Source organism: Hydrogenibacillus sp. N12 (assembly GCF_019645935.1).
In the GTDB taxonomy this organism is placed as follows: Bacteria; Bacillota; Bacilli; order Thermicanales; family DSM-22653; genus Hydrogenibacillus; species Hydrogenibacillus schlegelii.
On sequence record NZ_CP080953.1, the window covers coordinates 2,279,385 to 2,299,032 of the forward strand.

The 19,648-nt window shown below is 67.9% G+C and carries 23 protein-coding genes; 6 read left to right on the forward strand and 17 right to left on the reverse strand.

The features are described 5' to 3' along the window. Positions 1-10: 10 nt before the first annotated feature. From K2M58_RS10685 to K2M58_RS10700, 4 genes are all read right to left on the reverse strand, one after another. Positions 11-595, reverse strand: coding sequence for a 3D domain-containing protein (locus K2M58_RS10685; RefSeq protein WP_252393621.1), 585 nt, complete (start codon positions 593-595; stop codon positions 11-13). A gap of 401 nt (positions 596-996) precedes the next feature. Beyond that, a complete protein-coding gene (locus tag K2M58_RS10690) occupies positions 997-1,257 on the reverse strand; it encodes a YuiB family protein (protein WP_220677524.1) in 261 nt (86 codons plus the stop codon). A 108-nt stretch (positions 1,258-1,365) separates the two neighbouring features. Continuing rightward, positions 1,366-2,565 (reverse strand): NAD(P)/FAD-dependent oxidoreductase, encoded by a 1,200-nt coding sequence (locus K2M58_RS10695; protein ID WP_220677525.1) that lies wholly within the window; start codon positions 2,563-2,565, stop codon positions 1,366-1,368. A 274-nt stretch (positions 2,566-2,839) separates the two neighbouring features. Beyond that, positions 2,840-3,187 carry a HesB/IscA family protein gene (locus tag K2M58_RS10700; protein WP_220677526.1) on the reverse strand — a complete coding sequence of 116 codons (348 nt, stop codon included), beginning with the start codon at positions 3,185-3,187 and terminating at the stop codon, positions 2,840-2,842. 178 nt (positions 3,188-3,365) lie between these two features. Here K2M58_RS10700 and mqnE (K2M58_RS10705) point away from each other — a divergent pair, with 178 nt between their 5' ends. Both mqnE (K2M58_RS10705) and mqnE (K2M58_RS10710) read left to right on the forward strand, forming a co-directional pair. Further along, positions 3,366-4,466 (forward strand): aminofutalosine synthase MqnE, encoded by a 1,101-nt coding sequence (mqnE, locus tag K2M58_RS10705; RefSeq protein ID WP_220677527.1) that lies wholly within the window; start codon positions 3,366-3,368, stop codon positions 4,464-4,466. 112 nt (positions 4,467-4,578) lie between these two features. Further along, the gene (mqnE, locus tag K2M58_RS10710) at positions 4,579-5,784 is read left to right on the forward strand and encodes an aminofutalosine synthase MqnE (RefSeq protein ID WP_220677528.1); all 1,206 of its coding nucleotides are present in this window, start codon (positions 4,579-4,581) and stop codon (positions 5,782-5,784) included. On the opposite strand, the gene K2M58_RS10715 is transcribed toward mqnE (K2M58_RS10710), so the two are convergent. Then, positions 5,673-5,978 carry a DUF1450 domain-containing protein gene (locus K2M58_RS10715; RefSeq protein WP_220677529.1) on the reverse strand — a complete coding sequence of 102 codons (306 nt, stop codon included), beginning with the start codon at positions 5,976-5,978 and terminating at the stop codon, positions 5,673-5,675. The genes mqnE (K2M58_RS10710) and K2M58_RS10715 overlap by 112 nt on opposite strands. A 184-nt stretch (positions 5,979-6,162) precedes the next feature. On the opposite strand from K2M58_RS10715, the gene K2M58_RS10720 reads away from it, so the two are divergent. Then, on the forward strand, positions 6,163-6,387 hold the full coding sequence (locus tag K2M58_RS10720) for a NifU family protein (protein WP_220677530.1): 225 nt from the start codon (positions 6,163-6,165) through the stop codon (positions 6,385-6,387). Between the two features lie 138 nt (positions 6,388-6,525). Here K2M58_RS10720 and K2M58_RS10725 read toward each other — a convergent pair whose 3' ends face one another. After that, entirely contained in the window at positions 6,526-7,317 is a 792-nt protein-coding gene (locus K2M58_RS10725; RefSeq protein ID WP_220677531.1) for a hypothetical protein, read from the reverse strand. A 23-nt stretch (positions 7,318-7,340) separates the two neighbouring features. On the opposite strand from K2M58_RS10725, the gene K2M58_RS10730 reads away from it, so the two are divergent. Further along, the gene (locus K2M58_RS10730) at positions 7,341-7,862 is read left to right on the forward strand and encodes a phosphatidylglycerophosphatase A family protein (protein ID WP_220677532.1); all 522 of its coding nucleotides are present in this window, start codon (positions 7,341-7,343) and stop codon (positions 7,860-7,862) included. A 62-nt stretch (positions 7,863-7,924) separates the two neighbouring features. Here K2M58_RS10730 and K2M58_RS10735 read toward each other — a convergent pair whose 3' ends face one another. Next, positions 7,925-8,722, reverse strand: a complete 798-nt coding sequence (locus K2M58_RS10735) for an HAD-IIA family hydrolase (protein ID WP_220677533.1) — start codon at positions 8,720-8,722, stop codon at positions 7,925-7,927. Continuing rightward, complete coding sequence (locus tag K2M58_RS10740) at positions 8,719-9,225, reverse strand: hypothetical protein (protein WP_220677534.1); 507 nt, start codon at positions 9,223-9,225, stop codon at positions 8,719-8,721. The genes K2M58_RS10735 and K2M58_RS10740 overlap by 4 nt, the downstream gene beginning before the upstream one ends. A 366-nt stretch (positions 9,226-9,591) precedes the next feature. Here K2M58_RS10740 and K2M58_RS10745 point away from each other — a divergent pair, with 366 nt between their 5' ends. Then, positions 9,592-9,861, forward strand: a complete 270-nt coding sequence (locus K2M58_RS10745) for a DUF3055 domain-containing protein (RefSeq protein ID WP_220678904.1) — start codon at positions 9,592-9,594, stop codon at positions 9,859-9,861. On the opposite strand, the gene K2M58_RS10750 is transcribed toward K2M58_RS10745, so the two are convergent. Continuing rightward, entirely contained in the window at positions 9,858-10,220 is a 363-nt protein-coding gene (locus tag K2M58_RS10750; protein ID WP_220678905.1) for a YutD family protein, read from the reverse strand. The genes K2M58_RS10745 and K2M58_RS10750 overlap by 4 nt on opposite strands. Before the next feature lie 47 nt (positions 10,221-10,267). Further along, positions 10,268-11,197 (reverse strand): lipoyl synthase, encoded by a 930-nt coding sequence (gene lipA / locus K2M58_RS10755; protein ID WP_289628248.1) that lies wholly within the window; start codon positions 11,195-11,197, stop codon positions 10,268-10,270. Positions 11,198-11,301: 104 nt separating this feature from the next. On the opposite strand from lipA, the gene K2M58_RS10760 reads away from it, so the two are divergent. Then, entirely contained in the window at positions 11,302-12,309 is a 1,008-nt protein-coding gene (locus K2M58_RS10760; RefSeq protein ID WP_220677536.1) for a M23 family metallopeptidase, read from the forward strand. Between the two features lie 6 nt (positions 12,310-12,315). Here K2M58_RS10760 and yunB read toward each other — a convergent pair whose 3' ends face one another. From yunB to sufD, 7 genes are all read right to left on the reverse strand, one after another. Further along, positions 12,316-13,101, reverse strand: coding sequence for a sporulation protein YunB (gene yunB, locus K2M58_RS10765; RefSeq protein WP_220677537.1), 786 nt, complete (start codon positions 13,099-13,101; stop codon positions 12,316-12,318). Positions 13,102-13,164: 63 nt separating this feature from the next. Then, the gene (locus K2M58_RS10770; protein WP_220677538.1) at positions 13,165-13,422 is read right to left on the reverse strand and encodes a DUF6154 family protein; all 258 of its coding nucleotides are present in this window, start codon (positions 13,420-13,422) and stop codon (positions 13,165-13,167) included. Beyond that, a complete protein-coding gene (locus tag K2M58_RS10775; protein ID WP_220677539.1) occupies positions 13,419-14,861 on the reverse strand; it encodes a bifunctional metallophosphatase/5'-nucleotidase in 1,443 nt (480 codons plus the stop codon). Before K2M58_RS10775 ends, K2M58_RS10770 begins: the two co-directional genes overlap by 4 nt. A 352-nt stretch (positions 14,862-15,213) precedes the next feature. Continuing rightward, the gene (gene sufB, locus K2M58_RS10780) at positions 15,214-16,611 is read right to left on the reverse strand and encodes a Fe-S cluster assembly protein SufB (RefSeq protein ID WP_220677540.1); all 1,398 of its coding nucleotides are present in this window, start codon (positions 16,609-16,611) and stop codon (positions 15,214-15,216) included. A 39-nt stretch (positions 16,612-16,650) separates the two neighbouring features. After that, a complete protein-coding gene (gene sufU / locus K2M58_RS10785; RefSeq protein WP_220677541.1) occupies positions 16,651-17,121 on the reverse strand; it encodes a Fe-S cluster assembly sulfur transfer protein SufU in 471 nt (156 codons plus the stop codon). Then, positions 17,075-18,361: a cysteine desulfurase gene (locus K2M58_RS10790; protein WP_220677542.1), complete on the reverse strand. Its 1,287-nt coding sequence runs from the start codon at positions 18,359-18,361 to the stop codon at positions 17,075-17,077. The genes sufU and K2M58_RS10790 overlap by 47 nt, the downstream gene beginning before the upstream one ends. Further along, positions 18,358-19,647 (reverse strand): Fe-S cluster assembly protein SufD, encoded by a 1,290-nt coding sequence (gene sufD, locus K2M58_RS10795; RefSeq protein ID WP_220677543.1) that lies wholly within the window; start codon positions 19,645-19,647, stop codon positions 18,358-18,360. The genes K2M58_RS10790 and sufD overlap by 4 nt, the downstream gene beginning before the upstream one ends. Between the last annotated feature and the right edge of the window lies 1 nt (position 19,648).

Sequence of the window (19,648 nt, forward strand, 5' to 3'; positions counted from 1 at the left end):
GGCGCCGGACCTAGCGCGCGTCCGGCGCCGCTTCGGCGTCGGTCCAAAGCCGCCGGAGGACCGCCTCGGCGTCGGCATTGAGCCCCTCGAGTTCCCCTTCCGTCAGGCGGCCGTCGCCCCGGACGAGGAGCGTCACCTCCACGGTCCGCTTGCCCCACTCCCGGTAGACGGCATCTACCGTCGGAAAATACAGATCGATCCGGTACCCCTTGATCCGGCTCCCGGTGTCGGCGACGACGCCGTAGCCGTACTCAGGGATATAGAGGATGCTCCCGATCGGAAAGACAGTCGGATCGGCGGCGATGGTCGAAAACGTGTCCCGCCGCACCCGGACGCCGGAGTAGGTGATGCCGTAGGCGGGGTCGCCCGGGCTTTTGCCGGTCGATTCTTTGCCGGCGGTGTAGCCGGTGGCGACGACGCGGTAGCGTGGATATCCGTCCCGGCCGGCGTCCGGACCTTCCCGCGGCAAAGCCGCCTTCGGGACGGGCGCCTGAGAAGCAGAATCGGCTCCGACGGCGGGGGCTTCCTCCGGGGGTGGTGCCGCTACGGGGCCGAACGTCGGATCACCGGTCGCCGACGGCCGGCGAGCCGCCAGAGCGGCGAGATCGCCGGCCCCGGCCCTGGTCGGGCCGTGCGGCAGCGGGATTTCCCCTTCGGACGGGGGAGACGCCCTCTTCACCGTCCCTTCGAAGGCGCCGTCGCCGGCGCCGCTTTCCGAAGCGAACGCCGCCGGCGCCTTACGCCGGCCAGCGAGGGCGCCGTCGCCGGCGGCCGGAGCGAACGCCGGATCGCGTGAAAGGCCGGCCGCCGCCACCACAGGCGCTCCCGCCTGGCCGGTCGCCGGCGGCGACGGCTCGAGGCCGGCGAGCGTCAGGACCAAGAGCCCCGCGACCGCCGACCAGACCCGGGTAAACGGGCCGCGGCCCGCCTGACCCATTGGAAAAATCCCCCCTCCGGCCACCAGTGTGGCCGCCGAAGGGGGGATTTATACGATCGCTAGTACATCCGGTATCCGTGCGTACGAAGGTAGTGAATGACGCCGCCGCTCGTCCAGGCGCCGAGGATGCCGAAGGCGAAGACGACGACGTCGACCCACGTCAGGCGCCCGAGGGCGAGATAGGCGGCGATCGGAACGAACACGCTCAGGACGCCGGGAAGCCAGGTTGTCTTCAAAACCATGTTGAGGATAAAACCGAGGGCGAAAAAGAGAACGAAAAAAAGCGGAAGCGAAACAATAAATTGCAGCCAGCTGAACATCGGATCCCTCCTGGGGTCGGCGATTCCGCGCCGGAGCGATCGGCTGTGGCCGAATCGGGGCCTTCCGCCGCGGCCATCAACCCGCCGCCCGCCCCCAAACCGATCGCGTCAGGCGAAAAAGTAGCGAATTTTCTTCAGCACGATCGGCATGCCGCCGAGCTGCCAGAGATACCGAAGGTCCGACCCCCGTTTCAGGAGCGAAGCGATGAGGCCGTAAAAGCGCCGCTTGCCGACGATGCCGATGCCTTCCCACCGGCCGAGGGACGCAAGCGTCCCCTGGATGTTCGGCTTAAACGGCTGCATCGGCGTCCCGCGGAGGATGGCCGCGAGGTTGAGGGCGGCCGCCCGCCCCTCTTGCACGGCGATCTGGGCCGTCGGCGGATACGGGCGGCCGTCCTCGCCGAAGACGACGGCGCTGTCGCCGACGACGAAAATATGATCGTACCCAGGGGCCCGAAGATACGGGTCGACCTTCACCCGGCCCCGAATCACCTCGAGTCCGCTCGCTTCGACGATCCGATTGCCCCGCACGCCGCCGGTCCAGACGACCGTCTTAGCCCGAATCTCCCGATCCCCCTGAAGCACCACGCCCTCCGGCGTGCACGCTTTGATCGGCGTGTTCGTGTGGACCTCGATGCCCTTTTCCCGAAGCTTCGCCTCCGCGTAGGCGACGAGAGACGGGTCGAAGCCGGGAAGGATCGTCGGCGCCGCCTCGATGCTCACGAGCCGGACCGCCTCCTCCGGCACGTCGTAGGCTCGGGCCAGCCGGGGCAGCCGCTCGGCGAGCTCCGTGACGAACTCGATGCCGGTAAAGCCGGCCCCCCCGACGACGATCGTCGTGTACGCCGGATCTTCGCCCCGGGCCCGGTAGAGGGAAAACATGTACTCGATGTGCTCCCGGATGACCCGGACGGAATTGAGGCTCCGAATCGCAAAAGCGTGCTCCCTAAGCCCCTCGATGCCGAACGTCTCCGGCTCGCTGCCCAGAGCGACGACGAGGTAGTCAAACGGGATCGTCTCGCCGTCTTCGAGCTCCACGATCCGACCCGCCGGATCGAAGCGCTTCACCGTTCCCTGGCGGAAATGCACCCGCTCGAAGTCGAGGACGTCCCGAAGCGGCACGCGGACCTTCTCATCGGCCGCCGTCCCCGCCGCCGGCTCGTGCAGGTGCGTCGTCATGTAGTGGTAATCGTGCTTGTTGATCAGCCAGACGTCCGCTTCCCCGTCTTCCAGCGTCCGCATGAGCGTCGTCGCCGCCATCAGACCGCCGTACCCGGCCCCCAGAATAACGATCCGCGGAGTCGCCACATCCGCCACCCCTTTAGCCGTTCTGTCCGGTCCTCTCCCGTAGTGTGCCCGCCGCGCACCCCGAGGCGGTCGGGAACCATTGCCACATCTTGTGCATTTGTTCACATTATTGCTCCCCGCAGCCCTTCCTTAGTACTTTACAACCTCCGGCGGCGAAAAGCAAGACAAATCGTGTTTCCCCGAACGACGCCCCAGAAGCCGCCATGAAAAAAGCCTGCTGCTTGCGCGCAGCAGGCCTACGGCGGTTCGGCGCCTCCAAAACCCCATTCGACGCTCAGACTTCCGCCTCCTCCGGCAACGTGTACGAAGCGCCGCAACCGCACGACGGCACAAGCTTCGGGTTGAAGACCGTAAAGCCGGTCTCGGGGCCGTCGTCCACGTAGTCGATCTCGACGCCGTCGACGTACCGGAGCTCGCCTTCCTTGACGAGGACCGTCACGCCGGCGACGTCAATCGCCCGATCGTCGTCCCGCCGTTCGGTATCGAGGGCCAGCCCGTAGGAAAACCCGCTGCAACAGCTCGGCTGGACGCCGATCCGAAGATACCCGGCGGGAACGTTCGCCTGGGCGATCAGTTCCCGAATCTTCGCGCTCGCCCGCTCGGTGAGCGTCACCATCGTCATCCCTCCCCGCGCCTCGTCGTTCGATATATGTCCTTTTTTTGAACCGATGCGTTCAGTATAACACATCGCCACAGGGAAAACAAGGGAAGCTCCCGGCGCGACCCGTTCGCGGCTGGCGGGGGGTGGACGAAAGGCGTATAATGAGCCTATATCGGGAGGGGAGGAAAGGGGGAGCGCCGTGGCGATCTCCACCGACACGCTCGTCGACATCGAGGAAAAAGTGTACCGCGGCGAGCGGCTCACCTACGAAGACGGCCTGCGCCTCATGCGGTCGAACGACCTCCTGGCCCTCGGCCGGATGGCCGACTTCGTGCGGCGGAAGAAAAACGGCGACCACGTCTACTTTATCGTCAACGCCCACCTGAACTACACGAACATCTGTTATCTGGATTGCAAATTATGCGCCTTCGGCGTCAAGCCGGACTCCCCGCGGGCCTACGCCCTGTCGCTCGACGAGATCGAGAAGAAGCTTTTGGAGCTCAAGGGCAAAGGATTTACCGAGCTCCACATCGTCGGCGGCGTCAACCCGCGCCTCCCGTTTTCCTACTACGAAGACATGCTCCGGCTGGCGAAAACGCACCTCCCGGAAGTGCACGTTCAGGCGTTTACCGCCGTCGAGCTCGACTACCTCGCCCGGGTCTTCAAGATGGACATTCCGACGGTTCTTTCCCGGCTCCGGGACGCCGGCCTGGGCTCGATCTTGGGCGGCGGCGCCGAGATCTTTCACCCCGAGGTTCGTTCGATCATCGCCGGCCACAAGACCGACGCCGACCGCTGGCTTCAGATCCACCGGGAAGCCCACCGGCTGGGCCTTCGCTCCAACGCCTCGATCCTTTACGGGACCATCGAGCGGCCGGAGCACGTCGTCGACCACCTGCTCCGGATTCGGGCGCTGCAGGACGAGACCGGCGGCTTCGACGCCTTTTTCGGTTTCGCCTTTCACCCGGAGAACACCGCCCTCGCCCGGGAGTACCACCTGGAGGGCGAGACGACCGGCCTCACCGACCTTAAAATTCTTGCCGTCGCCCGCCTCCTCCTGGACAACGTCCCGCACATCCGCGCCTTCTGGATGATGATCGGGCTGAAGCTCGCGCAGGTCTCCCTCTACTTCGGCGTCGACGATCTGGACGGGACGGTCATGGAAGAACAAATCGTCCACGACGCCGGCGCCAAGACGCCGCAGATGACGCCCAAAGAATCGTTCATCCGCATGATCCGGGAGGCCGGGCGCATTCCAACGGAGCGGGACACCCTCTACCGCATCCTCCGGACGTACTGAACCCGCTCCCGGACGTCGCCGGTCTTCCGCCCGGAGCGCGGCGGACGGACCGGTGCGGACAAGCTTCGGCGGACGGAACGACTCATCAGACCTTGCGAAAGGAGCGTGCGCGATGCGCGACTGGGCGGTGCTCGACCCGGCCCTCGAGCCGATCATCGACAAAGTGCTCGCCGGCCGGCGCCTCAGCGTGGAAGACGGCCTCGTGCTCTACCGCTCGCCGGACCTCCTCACCGTCGGCCGGCTGGCGGACCTCGTCAACCGTCGGCTGAACGGCGATTACGCGTATTTTATCGAAAACATGTACATCAACCCGACGAACGTCTGCGAAGCAAGCTGCGCCTTCTGCGGCTTTAAACGCAAGCCCGGCGAAGAAGGCGCCTACACGATGATGCCCGAAGACGTCCTTCAATACGTCCGGGAACGGATGAACCCGAACATCCGGGAATTCCACATCGTCGGCGGCCACAACCCCCTCGTCCCGTTCGACTACTACGTCGACATCGTCCGGACGCTCAAAACCCACTACCCGTCGGTGACGATCAAGGCGTACACCGCGGCGGAAATCGTCTTTTTCAGCAAGCTCTCCGGCCGTCCGGTCGAAGACGTCCTCAAGATCCTCATCGACGCCGGCCTCGAAACCCTGCCGGGCGGCGGCGCGGAAATCCTCTCCGAGCGCTACCGCCGGAAGATGAGCCCCGACAAGGCGACGGTCGACGAATGGCTGAGCGTCCACCGGACGGCCCACCGCCTCGGCCTCAAAACCCATGCGACGATGCTTTACGGCTCGCCGATCGAAACGCTCGAAGAGCGCCTCGAACATATGCGCCTCATCCGAGAACTCCAGGACGAAACCGGCGGTTTCCTCGTCTTCATCCCCCTCGCGATGCAGCCCCGCTCAGTGACCGCGGGCATCAAAAAGCGGACGTCCGCCTTCGACGACCTCCGGACGATCGCCGTCGCCCGCCTCATGCTGGACAACGTCCCACACATCAAATCGTACTGGATCAACATCGGCACCCAGCTCGCCCAGCTGTCGCTCACCTTCGGCGCCTCCGACCTTCACGGCACCCTCGTCGAGGAGCGGATCAGCCACGCCGTCGGCGCCCTCACCCAGACGGCCCTCACCCGCGACGAGCTCGTCTGGCTCATCCAGGGCGCCGGCAAGATCCCGGTCGAGCGGGACACCTTCTACAACGTCATCCGCATCTACGGCCCCGACGGTCCTTCGGCCTCGAACCGCCCCGCCCCTTCCTCTCCGGAGCCGGTCGAATCGCAAGGGCCGGCGGCGTCGGCCTCGAGCGCCCGTCGAATGGCGTAAAGGAGCACCTCCGGCGACTCGGCGGCGAAGAAGGCGCCGTTGACCAACGCAAACGGCTGGAGAAAGCATTCACTGCAGTAGCCGAGGCAAGCGTAGCGGACGACGTCGACGCCCGGCTCCGCCTCCAGCGCCTCGGCGACCGCCTCCGTCCCGGAGGCGAGGTTGCTCTCGCAAAACTCGACGATGCCGAACATCGTCCATCCTCCTCATGGCGCCGGCCGGGGCGGCGCCCGCCACCGTGGGCCGGCCGACACCCATCATACCAAATTCTCCGGCCGACGTGGCGCCCGCCGCAAAAAACGGCCGACCGGACGCTGGCCGGTCGGCCGAAAATCGCTTATAATGGTTTTAAGAACCATCCTCAACGAGGTGGCGACGATGATCGAAGCTCGCATCGAACGCATCCTTCGCCGCCTGCGGCCGGCGATCCAGCAGGACGGCGGGGACGTCGAACTGGTCGCCGTTGAAGGCGACGTCGTCAAAGTCCGCCTCACCGGCACGTGCCTGATCTGCCCGAGCCGCGAGCACACCCTGAAGGCGGGCCTGGAGCAGGCGATCACGGCCGCCGTGCCGGAGATTCGCGCCGTCGAACACGTCTCCTGAGCGGGGGCCCCCCGCGACGACCGGCGCGGCCTATCGTTTCGGCCGATCGCCTCGGACCGTCTCGGCCGCCCGCCTCGATTGCCCGCCTCGGGCTGCCACTCAGGGGGGCCCCTTCGCCGTCTGCTGCGGCGCGTCGCCTCAGCCGACCGCTTCCAGCCCCACCTCCAGCCAGTCGATCGCCGGCGCCGAAAGGCCGATCGAGGCGAGAAGCCGCCGGATGCGCGCCACCGATGCGGTGCGCTTTTTTTCTTGGCGAAAGGCTGCCGCCAGCCGGGCGGCCTGCTCCGGCGCCTCCGGCGCCCCCAGTGCCTCGAGCCAGACCGCCGGATAGGCCATCCGGGCGTAGAGGAACGGCCCCGCATCCTCCGGCAGGGCAAACGCCCGGCGGTACGCCTCGAGAAAGGCCGCCGCGTACGCCTCCGCCTCTTCCGGCGGAAAATGGAGCGCGGTCCAGCCTAGGGCGTCGCCGACTTCCGCCTCCGGCCAGTCGGCGACGTACGGGACCTCGCCGCCCTCCGCCTCCGCCGCCACGGCCTCCGGAGCAAACGGGCTCAGCACCGCTGCCCGGTGCCCGGGTCGGCGGACGGCCCGCGCCGCGTATCCAGAATCATGCAAGTAATACAGAAGCGCTTGCCCGAGCTGATGGGCGTACGCGGCGCCAGGCGCCGTGCCGGTGGCGACCGCCGGCGCCGCCGCCCGGAGGGCCGCCACCCAGCCGTCGATCCACCGGCCCACCTGCACCCGGCTCGCCGGCGCCGGCATCCCGTACGTGAGAGCGTGCCGCCGGGCCAGCCACCGGCCGAGTTCCTCCGGCGCCGGCCGAAGAACGGCCGACGCCCCCGCTCGCGAGTCGCTCGAACGCAGACTGCCCGGCGCCCCTTCGTCCATCAGCCTCCGGCGGATGTCCGCCGTCCAAGCCCGCTCCCACACTGCGCATCCCCCCGTTTCACTCTATGCCTGCGAAAGGGGGACGATCCGTGCCGGACGACGAAACCTTAAAGGCGCGGGCGCTGGAACTTCTCGAAGCCCGGGGGGTGACGCTCCGGGACCTCGCGGAGCTCGTTTATTTTTTGCAAAAACCGTACCATCCGGACCTCACCCTCGAGGAGTGCCAGGCGAACGTCGCCCGCGTCCTGGAAAAACGGGAGATCCAGAACGCCATCCTCACCGGTATCCAGCTCGACATGCTGGCGGAACAAAAAAAGCTCCTCGAGCCGCTTCAGACGATGGTCGAGCGAGACGAAAGCCTCTACGGCATTGACGAAGTCCTCGCCCTCGCCATCGTCAACGTCTACAGGAGCATCGGCTTTACGAATTACGGCTACGTCGACAAGGTCAAGCCGGGCATCTTAAAACGGCTGAACGACCATGCCGACGGCGCCGTCCACACCTTCCTCGACGACATCGTCGGCGCCATCGCCGCCGCGGCGGCAAGCCGCCTCGCCCACACCCGAGCCGGTTACCGGCGGCCTTAGGCGGACGGGACCGCGGCGGACGATCGGCGTCGATGCGTCACGCCGGGCGTCTTCCGGCGCCTTCAGGGGCCGGTCAAAAGCGACCGGAGCGCCTCCAGATTCGGGACTCGGCCGGCCGGCGGATACCGCCGGAGGGCGCCTTTCGCCGGCGGCACGCCGGTTTCGACGAGGTAAGCGTCGATCCCCGCGCGCCGACCGGCGGCGATGTCGGTCAGGACGTTGTCACCGACGAGGGCGACGTCCGACCGGGGAAGGCCAAGGCGCCGGAGGGCCGCCCGGAGCATCGGGTAACGGGGTTTTCCCACCACCCGGGGCGTCCGGCCGGAGGCGACCCGAAGCAGCTCGACGATCGAGCCGTTTCCCGGGAGCCACCCGTCTTCCCCCGGCAGGCGCAGGTCGCAATTCGTGGCATAAAAGGGAACCCCGGCGGCGAGCGCCCGGAGCGCCGCGGTCAGCTTTCCGTAGGTGAGCGTCCGGTCGAGGCCGACGGCGACGGCGTCCACCGGCCCGGCCGGGTCGGCGCCCGCTTCGACGACCCGAAGGCCCCGGGCCCGAAGCGGCTCGTAAAGCCCGGCTTCGCCGATCGCGAGCACCCGGCCGCCGGGATACCGCCGGGCCAGCACCTCCGCCAGCACGTCCGCCGAGGTGAGCACCTCCTCCGGCCGCACCGGAAGCCCCGCCTCCGTAAGCGCCCCGGCGACCGCCGCCGCCGTCCGGGTCGCGTTATTCGTCAAGATCAAAAAGGCCGCACCGGCCGCCCGAAGGGCGTCGAGGAACGCCCCGGCGCCCGGGAGCGGCCGGGTCCCCCGGACGAGCGTCCCGTCCAGATCGAGGAGCCAGCCCCGGTACCGCACCGTCATCCCTCCCCCGCCCCGCCGCCGGCGCTCGCGTCGACGGCGGGACCGGCAGAATCCTCCAAGGCGACGCCTTCAGCCCGGAGAAAGGCCCGCACCTCGTCGACGAAAGCCTGAAGCGCCGGCCGGATCTCCGCCAGGAGGGCCGCTGCGTCGAGGGACCGGCTGAGGTACTCCCGACTCACCGTCCGGTAGGCGGCGGTTAGCTTTCTGAGCCCGTCGGCCGCCTGCGGGAGCACAGCCCCCTCCTCGAGGAGGATGTCGATCATCGCCTCAAAACCGCCGGCCTCCCGGTGCACGACCCACTCGACGACGATGAGACCGACGTCGCTCATCGACTGAAACAGCCGCTCCACCGCCCGTTCGAGGGCGAAATCGGCCGGCGCCACGGCGCCGGTCCGATCGCCCCGGTGCGCCTCGGCCCACGCCAGCAGGGCCGGAAGCGATGCGACGAGGCGGTCCACGTCTTCCAGCGCCGCCTTGAGCCGAAGCCGCGTCGTCCGGTACACCCTCTTCCTCCTTCCCCCTCTGCTTTTCCGTCTCTCCGGTCTCGCCCCAGCCCGGCCTCCCGAACCGCCTCAAGGCCGTCGCCGGGCAAAGGCGATCACGAGGCCGACGGCAACGGCGATAAAGACGAGAATGAGGACCCCTTGCATCACTTCCATCATCGCGGTTCGACTCCCATCGCCGATCGACTCCCCCCGAACCGGCGCCGCCCGCCGTCAGGACGTCGCCGCGCCGATGCCCCAGAATCCGCAAAACGGCCCGCACGCCCGATCGGGCCGGATCCTACGGAACGACTGGATGGCCGCTCCGACCGATCCCCCGCCATCCGATCCCGCTCCGTCAATCCCGAACGCCAGGGAGGTTTGTCCATCGTGCAGCGGCAATTTCTCTACGACGAAGACATCACCGCCGACGTCCGTTTCGTCAGCTTTTTCGACGAAACCGGACGGTTCGACCTCGCCATCGTCAAGACCGACCGCTTCTTCGGCAAACGCCTCGTCCTCGACATGCAGCGGAATCGCTTTGCCATCCTTGGCGAAGACGACCTCGCCGAGCCGGGGCTCCTGGAAGACGCCTTCGGCCTCGACGCCGAGGCGGCGGCGGCGCTCCGGTCTTTTCTCGAAGAAGTGATCGCTTAGCCGCCGCGCCCGAGCTTGAGACGCCGCACGACAAAATAACGACAGCCAAAATTACAGTATTCTTGAACGTAATGATCGAGGGCGCTGATCCGCTGTTCCGGCGGCACGCCCTTATTTTTGTCACTGTAAAACCCTTTCAGGCGGAGCTGGTCGTAGCTCCAGTCGCCGACGATATAGTCGTACTTGTTCAACACGTCCTGATAGCGGGCGCGAAACGCCTCGGCGTTCCAGCCACCCCGAACGTCCAGCACCACCTCAAAAACCCCGTGGGACAGATGGACGAGGCGCCGGCCGGCTTCAGAACCGGCGGCCCCTGCCGCCGGGGGCGCCGGCGACGGTTTGTCCTCTTTCAGCGCCATCACCTCCGTCAAGCGACCGGCGACAAAAACGCCGAAGGCGGGACAGACTACACTTCGAGCCGTTCGGTTCCCGACTCGAGAAAGCGCACGGCGCCGGCCGCCGTCGCCTGTTCTCGGGCGTGATACGAGCTTCGGACGAGCGGCCCGGCCTCGACGTGGGCAAAGCCGCGCCGGAGGCCTTCTTCCCGCAGGCGTTCGAACTCCTCCGGCGCATAGTAACGCACGACGGGAAGCTGCCGCCGGGAGGGGCGGAGATACTGGCCGATCGTCAGGATGTCGACGCCGCTCGCCCGGAGGTCGTCCATCGTTTCGATGAGCTCCTCCCACGTCTCGCCGAGACCGACCATGAGGCTCGATTTCGTCGGGATCTCGGGCCGGAGGCGCTTCGCCTCCCGGAGGACCCATAGCGACCGCTCGTACGTCGCCTTGGCCCGGACCGACGGCGTAAGCCGCCGCACCGTCTCGACGTTGTGGTTGAACACGTCCGGACGGGCCTCGAGGACGGTCCGGAGCGCCGCCGGATCCCCGCCGAAATCCGGGGTGAGCACCTCGACCCCAACCCCCGGAATTTTGGACCGGAGCGCCCGGATCGTCGCCGCAAAATGCCCGGCGCCCCCGTCCGTAAGATCGTCCCGGGCGACCGACGTGACGACGACGTACCGAAGCCCCATCGCCCGGGCGGCTTCGGCCACCCGCTCCGGCTCCTCCGGATCGGGGGCAAGCGGCCGGCCGGGGGTGACGGCACAGAACCGGCAGGACCGGGTGCACCGGTCGCCCAGGATCATGAACGTCGCCGTCCCGGCGTTCCAGCACGAATGCAAATTCGGACAGCGCGCTTCCTCGCACACCGTATGGAGCGCCCCGGTCCGAAGGGCCGTCTTGACCTTGCGGAAGGCGGCTTCGGTCTGAAGGGCCTCCCGGGCGAGGTGCGACCGAAGCCACGCCGGCTTTCTCATCTCGCTCCGTCCTTCCGGCACGCCGTTCACCTCTTCTCCGGCGCCGACCGGTGCCGGCACCGCGCTATGGTGCTATTATAACGAAACGGCTCAAAGAGGCCAAAATCGCAGAAAGGGGGGATCGGGTGCGTCCGCACCGTCTCGGTCTGGCGATCTTCGCCGTCTTCGTCGCCGGAACGCTCGTTCCGGCGTTCGGCGCCGCGACCGCAAACACGACCGGGGAAAGGAGCGAGGCGGCCTATGCCGAGCGGATGGCCCTTTACCGGTCTGTCGCCGCCTTGACCGACGTCCCCTGGACGCGGCTTGCGGCCGTCGATCAGTTTGCCCGCTCCCTTCAGAAAAAACGAAGCGACGGGCCGATCGCCTTCCGCTTTCCACCCCCCCTCTGGGCCGGGCCGACCAACCCCGACCCGGAGGACACCGACCCGCGCACGATCGCCCTCTTCGGCGGCCTCGGCCGGGACGGCGACGGCGACGGCTTTGCCGACCAGCGCTCGCCCCTGGACGTCCTCCTCGTTCTCGCCGAACGCCTCCGGGACGCCGGGAACGACTGGACGCAGGCGCTCGCCGATCTCTATCCGTCGGACAAAGACCGGAAGATTCTTCAGGCGTTTGAAGCCCTCTACGCCGCCTTCGGCCGCCTCGACCTGTTCGACACGGCGTTCGTCGTCGACCGCCGGCGCCCCTACAGCTATACGAACACCTGGGGGCAGCCCCGGGGCTTCGGCGGCCGCCGCTTTCACGAGGGAGCCGACATCTTCGCCCCGTACGGGACCCCCGTCCGGAGCGCCACGTACGGCGTCGTCGAAGTCGCCGGCTGGAACGTCTACGGCGGCTGGCGGGTGGGAATCCGCGATCTCAACAACATTTACTACTACTACGCCCATCTGTCCGGCTTCGCCCCCGGCGTCCGGCCGGGGAAGATCGTCCGGCCCGGCGAGGTCATCGGTTACGTCGGCTCCTCCGGCTACGGCCCCCCGGGGACGCAGGGCAAATTCCCGCCGCACCTCCATTTCGGCATGTACAAATACGACGGTCGCCGGGAATGGGCCTTCGATCCGACGCCCCACCTCCGGCGCTTCGAGCGGCTGGAACGGGAAAAGGCCCGGCCGCGGGAGCGCACCGGCCCTTAGCGACCGCTACCGCGGCGCGGCCGGCGTAGGCGGACGGTCCGGCGCGGCCCCCGACGACGGGCCGGACGGGGCGCCGGCGGAAGGGGACCCGGCGCCGGCCCCGGAAGGTCGCAAATCCGGCGGCGGCAGAACCGGGATCGGCGACGGGGCCCCGTTTTTGAAATAATAAAGCGGCACCTGGCCGACGATGAGCTCCTGAGCGACGGCGATCCGCTGTTCGATCGTCTTTTCGTTTGAGGCAAACGGAATGATCACCCGCATGCGGAGTTTGATCTTCAAATAAAGCGTCAAAAGCACGTTGTTGATGCCGGTCTCCTCCACCGCCGGCTCGAGCTCCACTTCCGCCGCGCCGATGGGGACGATCGTCACCGGGATTCGTGGGCCGGTGTTGGCCAGCACTTCGCTCCCGAGGGCGACGCCCAGCGGGACGTCGATCCGCTGCCGGGAGAGCGTCCCCAGCGTCCGGCGCATGCTCTCCTCCGCCAGCGCCTGCACTCGGGCGGCGCCGCCGGCGTCGAGACTGATGGCGATGACGCCACGGTTCGGATCGATCGTTTTGATCAGGAGGTCCCGGCCGTTCGGCATCTCGTCGAGGCGGCTTCTTATGGCCTGCATGATCGCCTGCTCGGCGATCTGGACGACCCGGACCTCGGCGTAGCTCCGGATAATCGGCATCATCCGCCGCTCGATGAGGTAAAATCCTTGGACGAAGAGAACGAGCGCCGCCGTGAAGACGAGAAAAAAAATCGAGCGGCGCCGGAAGCGCCGCCGAAAGGCCGTCGGCCTCGCCATCGCGCTCCCCCCGGTTTTACCTTATGCCGGGAGCGGCGGGGGAAGACGCCGCGAGGCCGACGGTCAGTGCAGGTTGGGATCGACGGGGGTCGCGTCCTGGGGCGGCCGTAAGCCCTCCTGCATGAGCTTCTGCTTGAGCAGTTCGACGACGTACAGCGATACCATCTGGAACAGTTCGTCGTCGCTCATCCCTTCGATGAACCGCAGAAGATCTTCCCGCTCATGATCCGAAAATAATTGCAGCACCACTTCCAGCGGCCCGTCGGGATGCTCGACGAGCTGTTCCCGGTACAGCTTGAACACATCGTCGACAAACTTCATCCGTCCAACCCCTCTCCGCCAGCGTCTTGTGCGCGCCGCCGGAAGCGCGGCCGCTCGGCTTCGGTGTGGTCGGCGCTCCGGCCGAGCTCTTCCGCGAGGTAGTGCCGGAGGTAAAACGGAGCGCAGTACGTCACCGCTTCCGGCCGGTGGTGAAGGCCATCATACGCGCGCATGAAGACGAACATGTCGGCGGTCGCGACGCGGAGGACCTCTTCGTCGGCGAGGCGCCGGCCGTCCTTCAGGAGAGCGACGACCGCACGCCGGTCGCCCGCTTCCGCCACCTCGACGTCGATGCCGTCGACCGCCGGGTGGCCGAGGACGCGCCCCCGAAAGCCGTACCCCCGCACCTCCGCCGTCATCCGGGACGGCCGAAGGGCATCGCTTAGAATTTGCTTTAATTCTAATGCCCGCAGCGATATAACGCAAGGGGAGATCGGGTGCGGGCAGGCCGAGAGAACGGCCGCATAGGGGACGACGCCCGCGGAAAGGCCGTGAAGGAGAAGGCCGCTCGTCACAAAGGCGACGTCCGCCTCCGTCGCCCGGCGGATCGCCCGGGCGAGGACGTTCGCGAGGGGCGATTCCGCCACGTACGAGACGCCGAGCGGCCGGGCGAGGCGGGCCACCGGCCGCTCGAGGTTCGCCGCCGAGGCCGCCTCCGCCTCCCGGATCGCCGCGGCGACTGCCGGATGCGGCGCTTCCTTGTCCACGGCGACGGTCCGCGCCCGGACGACGAGCCCGGTCGAAGTGAAAACGAGGTCCACCCGGCCGACCTCGGCGCCGCCGCGGCCGGCCTGGATGATCGTCGTCCGGCCGACCCGCTCCCCCTCCGGAAGGCGATGGTGGGTGTGGCCGCCGAGGATGACGTCGAGCGCGGGAAAGCGCTTCGCCAGCTCCCGGTCGGCAAACAAACCGAGATGCGAAAGGAGCACGAGCGCATCGACGTCCGGCCTGAGGCGCGGAACGAGCTCCGCCAGCGCCACCTCCGGCGGCTCCACCCGCCAGCCGAGGAGCGCGTAGTAAAAAAACGGCACCGTCACGCCGATGAAGCCGATCGCCCGGCCGCCGACCGTCCGGACGGCGAACGGCCGCGCCCACGCCGGCCGCCGGCCGCTTCGGTCGAACAGGTTGGCGACGAGGACGTCAAACGGCGCGCCGCGGTAGAGGGCGTCGAGCGCCTTCGGCAGGAGCGAAAGCCCTTCATTGTTCCCGATCGTGATGAAATCGTAGCCGGACGCCTTGAGCGCCCGGACGTTGGCGCCGCCGGCCGTCGCCTCCGTGAGCGGATGGGCCCGGTCGATGTGGTCGCCGCCGTCGAGCAAAAAGACCGCCTCGCCCCGGCGCTCCCGCCGGAGGCGTTCGACGTAGCCGGCGATCTTCGGCATCCGGTCGAAGCGGCTGTGAACGTCGTTCGAATGGATGAGCGTCACGCGCAACGCCATCCCCCCGATCGACCCAAGCATACGCCTTCGGGTCGCCGAGTTCAACGGCCGGCCGCCGGACGCCGGACGAAGCGCCGCGCCGATCGAGCGCCGGGCGATGCGCCACGCGGGCCCGATAAAGTCGTCACCGGTCGGCTGCCGGGCAAAGCGCCACGCCGGACCTCGAGACGATGGCGCCGGCCCGTCGCCCATCCCGGGACGGAGGCGGGGCCGGGCGGCGGCACGCAAAAGTCCCTGCCGGATGTCCGGCAGGGACCGGGAGAACGCTCCGTTCAAGCAAGCGACCGCGCCGCCTGGCGGGCGGCGATCGGCCGCCCCTTCGGCCGGCTTCGGCAGGAAACCTGGGGAGAAATCAGCCGATGCTCCCTTCCATCTCGTAGGCGATGAGCCGGTTCAGCTCGACGGCGTACTCCATCGGCAGCTCCTTCGTGAACGGCTCGATGAAGCCCATGACGATCATCTGCGTCGCTTCCTGCTCCGTCAGTCCCCGGCTCATGAGGTAGAAGAGCTGCTCCTCGCTCACCTTCGACACCGTCGCCTCGTGCTCGAGGACGACGTCGTCGGTCCGGATTTCGTTGTACGGAATCGTATCGGAGATGGACCGGTCGTCGAGGATGAGCGTGTCGCACTTGACGTTGGCCTTCGAGCCGCGGGCGTTTTTGCCAAAGTTCACCAGGCCGCGGTAGTTGACCGCGCCGCCGTCTTTGCTGATCGACTTCGAGACGATCGTCGCGGTGCAGTTCGGCGCGAGCATGTGGACCTTGGCGCCGGCGTCGAGCACCTGGTTTTTCCCGGCGACGGCGATCGAGAGGATGTCCGCCCGACCGCCTTCGCCCTTCATGATCACCGCCGGGTACTTCATCGTCACCTTGCTGCCGAGGTTGCCGTCGACCCACTCCATCGTCGCGTACGCCTCGGTCATCGCCCGCTTCGTGACGAGGTTGTAGACGTTCGTCGACCAGTTCTGGATCGTCGTGTACCGGGCCCGGGCGCCGCGCTTGACGATCACCTCGACGACGGCGGCGTGGAGCGAATCCGTCGAGTAGACCGGCGCCGTGCACCCTTCGACGTAGTGGGCGAACGCCCCCTCGTCGACGATGATGAGCGTCCGCTCAAACTGGCCCATGTTTTCCGAGTTGATGCGGAAGTACGCCTGAAGCGGCACCTCGACCTTGACGCCCTTCGGCACGTAGATGAACGTCCCGCCGGACCAGACGGCGCTGTTTAAGGCGGCGAACTTGTTGTCGGACGGCGGGACGACGGTCGCAAAGTACTGCCGGAAGAGCTCGGGGTATTCCTTGAGCGCCGTGTCGGTGTCGAGGAAGATGACGCCCATCTCCTCGAGCTCTTTTTTCATGTTGTTGTAGACGACTTCCGACTCGTACTGGGCCGAGACGCCGGCGAGGAACTTCTGCTCCGCCTCCGGGATGCCGAGGCGCTCGAACGTCTTTTTGATCTCCTCCGGCACCTCGTCCCACGACCGGCCACGGCGCTCCGACGGCTTGACGTAGTAGGTGATGTTGTCGAAGTCGATGGCCGAAAGGTCCGGCCCCCACGTCGGCATTGGCTTGGCGAGGAAGATGTCGAGCGCCTTCAGCCGGAACTCCGTCATCCAATCCGGCTCGCCCTTCATCTTCGAGATGTCGATGATGAGATCCCGGGTCAGCCCCTTCGGCGCCCGGTAGACGGCGACGTCCGGGTCCCGAAAGCCGTAGCGGTACTCGGAGCTTACGGGCACGTCGTGGACCATCGGCGCTCCCTCCTTCGGATCGCATGATGGAAAACGGGCTTACGGCGCCGGCGTTCCGGCGGGCGATTCGGCCGCCGCGCCGCCTTCGGCGAGGGCGCGCTCCAGCGCCTTCCAGGCGAGCGTCGCGCACTTGATCCGAACCGGAAACTGATGCACCCCTTGAAGGGCGACGGCGTCCCCGAGCGCCTCCTCCGTCGCCGGGTCCAGGGGCTCCCCCTGCACGAGGCGGAAAAACGCCTGGGCGAGCGCTTCCGCCTCGTCCGCCGTCTTCCCCTCGACCAGCGCCGACATCATCGAAGCGGAGCTCATGCTGATCGAGCATCCCTCGCCGACGAAGCGGACCGCCGCGAGGCGATCGTCCTCCCGCCGGACGTAGAGCGTGATCCGGTCGCCGCAGGACGGGTTTTTGAGCTCGACCGCAAGGACGCCGGGCCCCTCCAGCGTCCCCCGCTTCCGGGGGTGCTTATAGTGATCCAGGATGATCTCCCGGTACAGGTTCTCCAAAGACATCGCCGAAAAACTCCTTTACCCGGCGGACGCCGACGACGAGCCGTTCGACGTCGTCCTCGTCGTTGTAGAGGTAAAAGCTCGCCCGGACCGTCGCCGGCACGCACAGCCGCGTCATGAGCGGCTGGGCGCAGTGGTGGCCGGCCCGGACGGCGATCCCTTCGGCGTCGAGGACGGTGGAGACGTCGTGGGCGTGGATGCGGCCGACGTTGAAGGCGACGACCGCGTGCCGGTCGGTCCGCGGACCGTAGACGACGACCCCCGGCTCGTTCGCCAGCGCCTCCGCCGCCAGATTCGTCAGGCGGACGACGTGGGCTTCGATCGCGTCCATGCCGATCGCTTCGAGGTATTCGATCGCCGCCCTGAGGCCGATCGCCTCGGCAATCGGCGGCGTCCCCGCTTCAAACTTCCACGGCGGCTCCCGCCACGTCGCATCGAAAAGCGTCACCCGGTCGATCATCTCGCCGCCGACTTCGTACGGCTCCATGGAGCGAAGGTGCTCTTCCTTGGCATAGAGGACGCCGATGCCCGTCGGGCCGAGCATCTTGTGGCCGGAGAAGGCGAGGAAGTCGACGTCGAGCGCCCGGACGTCGAGCGGAAGGTGCGGGGCGCTCTGGGCGGCGTCGACGACGATCACCGCGCCGACGGCGTGGGCCCGCCGGGCGGCGTAGGCGATCGGGGCGACGGCGCCGGTCACGTTCGAGACATGGGCCAGGGCGACGATCTTCGTCCGGGGGGAGATCGCCTGATCGATCGCCGCCTCGGTGATCCGGAGGTCGTCCGTCGGCTCGATAAAGACGAGGCGGGCGCCGGTCTCCCGGGCGACCCGCTGCCACGGGAGGAGGTTCGCGTGATGCTCGAGCGGCGTGAGCACGATCTCGTCGCCGGGGCCGAGCCGCGGCCGGGCGTACGCCTGGGCGACGAGGTTCAGGCTCCCGGTGGTGCTCCGGGTAAAGACGATCTCCGCCGCCGATCGGGCGCCGAGAAAGCGTCGGACCGCCTCCCGGGCCGCCTCATACGCTTCGGTCGCCCGGCCGGCGAGGGTGTGGACGGCCCGGTGGACATTGGCGTAGTCCCGCTCATAGAAGCGGGTCATGGCCTCGAGGACCGCCCGGGGTTTTTGCGCCGTCGCGGCGCTGTCCAGGTAGACGAGGGGCCTCCCGGCGATCGTCTGATCGAAGATCGGAAAGTCGGCGCGGAGTGCCTTCGGCACGAGCGGGCGACGCGCGGTGCGGTCCGTCATCGGCCGATCTTCTCCTCGATCGCCTCGACGAGGCGGTCCCGGGCGGCCGGAAGCGGCACGCGGGCGATCACCGGATCGAGGAAGGCGTGAAGGAGCAACCGCTCCGCCTCCCGCCGGGGAAGCCCCCGGGACATGAGGTAGTAAAGCTGGCCCTCATCGATCCGCCCGACGCTCGCCGCATGGCCGGCCTTGACGTCGTTTTCCTCGATGAGGAGGATCGGATTGGCGTCGCCCCGCGCCTCCGGGCTCAGGATGAGCAGCCGCTCCGTCTGCTCGCCGCTCGATTTCGTCGCCTTCTTTTCGATCTTCGTCACGCCGTTGTACACCTGGTGCGCCCGATCGAGAAGGATCCCCTTGGCGAGGATCGCGCTTTCGGTGTGGCGGCCGAGGTGCCGCACCCGAAGGTCGAAGACGCCCCGCTGCTCGCCGGTGCCGATGCCGATCATATACAGTTCGGTCCGGGCGCCCTCCCCTTCGAGGCGCGCCACCGTCGGCGCAAAGGTGTCGGCGTGGCCGACCTCGCCGATGGCCCAGATGATCTCGCCGTCCCGGCCGACCCGGGCGACCCGCCGTCCGTGATCGACCGCCCCGCGGCCGAGGCGGCTCAAGGCGACGTAGCGGAGCCGGGCGCCGTCTGCGACATAAAGTTCGGTCACGCTGTGGTGGACGGTCGGCACCCCGTCCGGCGAAAGATGCGTTTCGATGAGTTCGAGGGAGGCCCCGGCCTCGACAACGATGACGAGGCGCACCGACTGCCCCCGCTCACCGGACCAGACGACGAGCTGAACCGGCCGGTCGAAGGCGACGCCCCGCGGCACGTAGACGAAGGCGCCCCCCTGGAACGTCGCCGCCGAAAGGGCGGCCAGGCGGTCGTCTTCCGGGCCGACGAGACCGAAAAGATACCGCTGAAGCCGCTCGTCGGCGAGGGCCGCTCGGAGGTCGGCGACGACGACCCCCGACGCCTCGGCCGCCTCGAGGTCAAAGGCGACGCTCCGGCCCCCGTCCAGAAGGACGAGCGCCGGCGCACCGGCATCGAACGACCGCCGGACGGCCTCGGGCAGGTCCCCGGCCGGCGCCGCTCCCTCGGACGGCGACCCCGGCTCGAACGCCGTCCACGGCCAGGGGGCGATGTGGATCTTCTCCGACGCCGGAAACGGAAGCGCCCTTAGGCCCTCCGCCCCCCGGCGCCGGGCGTCCTGAAGCCAGGCGGGCTCTCCCGGCGGAAGCCCCTGAAGGAGCTTTTCCGCCAGCTCCGCATAAGCGTCCCGCACGTCGGTCGGCGCCATC

Excerpts from the sequence above, each read along its gene's own strand:
- K2M58_RS10700 (WP_220677526.1), bottom strand. The coding sequence starts at position 3,187 with ATGACGATGGTGACGCTCACCGAGCGGGCGAGCGCGAAGATTCGGGAA.
- K2M58_RS10715 (WP_220677529.1), bottom strand. The coding sequence starts at position 5,978 with ATGTTCGGCATCGTCGAGTTTTGCGAGAGCAACCTCGCCTCCGGGACG.
- sufD (WP_220677543.1), bottom strand. The coding sequence starts at position 19,647 with ATGGCGCCGACCGACGTGCGGGACGCTTATGCGGAGCTGGCGGAAAAG.
- K2M58_RS10730 (WP_220677532.1), top strand. The coding sequence starts at position 7,341 with ATGCCTGCGAAAGGGGGACGATCCGTGCCGGACGACGAAACCTTAAAG.
- mqnE (WP_220677528.1), top strand. The coding sequence starts at position 4,579 with ATGCGCGACTGGGCGGTGCTCGACCCGGCCCTCGAGCCGATCATCGAC.
- K2M58_RS10750 (WP_220678905.1), bottom strand. The coding sequence starts at position 10,220 with ATGGCGCTGAAAGAGGACAAACCGTCGCCGGCGCCCCCGGCGGCAGGG.
- K2M58_RS10690 (WP_220677524.1), bottom strand. The coding sequence starts at position 1,257 with ATGTTCAGCTGGCTGCAATTTATTGTTTCGCTTCCGCTTTTTTTCGTT.
- K2M58_RS10720 (WP_220677530.1), top strand. The coding sequence starts at position 6,163 with ATGATCGAAGCTCGCATCGAACGCATCCTTCGCCGCCTGCGGCCGGCG.
- sufB (WP_220677540.1), bottom strand. The coding sequence starts at position 16,611 with ATGGTCCACGACGTGCCCGTAAGCTCCGAGTACCGCTACGGCTTTCGG.
- K2M58_RS10770 (WP_220677538.1), bottom strand. The coding sequence starts at position 13,422 with ATGAAGTTTGTCGACGATGTGTTCAAGCTGTACCGGGAACAGCTCGTC.
- sufU (WP_220677541.1), bottom strand. The coding sequence starts at position 17,121 with ATGTCTTTGGAGAACCTGTACCGGGAGATCATCCTGGATCACTATAAG.
- K2M58_RS10790 (WP_220677542.1), bottom strand. The coding sequence starts at position 18,361 with ATGACGGACCGCACCGCGCGTCGCCCGCTCGTGCCGAAGGCACTCCGC.
- yunB (WP_220677537.1), bottom strand. The coding sequence starts at position 13,101 with ATGGCGAGGCCGACGGCCTTTCGGCGGCGCTTCCGGCGCCGCTCGATT.
- K2M58_RS10775 (WP_220677539.1), bottom strand. The coding sequence starts at position 14,861 with ATGGCGTTGCGCGTGACGCTCATCCATTCGAACGACGTTCACAGCCGC.
- K2M58_RS10735 (WP_220677533.1), bottom strand. The coding sequence starts at position 8,722 with ATGACGGTGCGGTACCGGGGCTGGCTCCTCGATCTGGACGGGACGCTC.